Raw genomic sequence first — 413 nt, 5'->3', positions numbered from 1 at the left:
CCGGAACAGCCAGCGTTGTTCTTCGAAGGAGAGCAGTTGACCTATCGCGAGCTGAATGCACGTGCGAATCGTCTGGCTCGTACCTTACGCAGTCAAGGCGTGACGAAGGATCGACTGGTGGGTCTGATGACCGAGCGTTCGGTGGACATGATCGTGGGCATCTTCGGGATTTTAAAAGCCGGGGGCGCGTATGTTCCTATTGATCCGACGTATCCAGAGGAGCGTATCCGCTACATGCTGGACGACTCGGGTGCGAAGCTGTTGTTAACGCAAAATCATCTGGTGGATAAAGTGGCTTTCGATGGTAACGTGCTGGTGCTGGATGGAGCACAGAGTGTGTATCACGAGGATGCTTCCAATCTGGAGTCGTTGTCTGGTCCAAACGATCTGGCGTATGTCATTTATACGTCGGG

1 protein-coding gene is annotated in these 413 nt (G+C 53.5%); it reads left to right on the top strand.

The window, feature by feature from the left end:
- A partial coding sequence (locus tag ACUYLD_RS25510; RefSeq protein ID WP_446676231.1) for an AMP-binding protein occupies positions 1 to 413 on the top strand: 413 nt, incomplete at both ends.

This window comes from Paenibacillus sp. SER-28 (genome assembly GCF_052906305.1).
The sequence above is the reverse complement of the archived record's forward strand: the minus strand, read 5'-3'. Positions and strand labels throughout refer to the sequence as shown.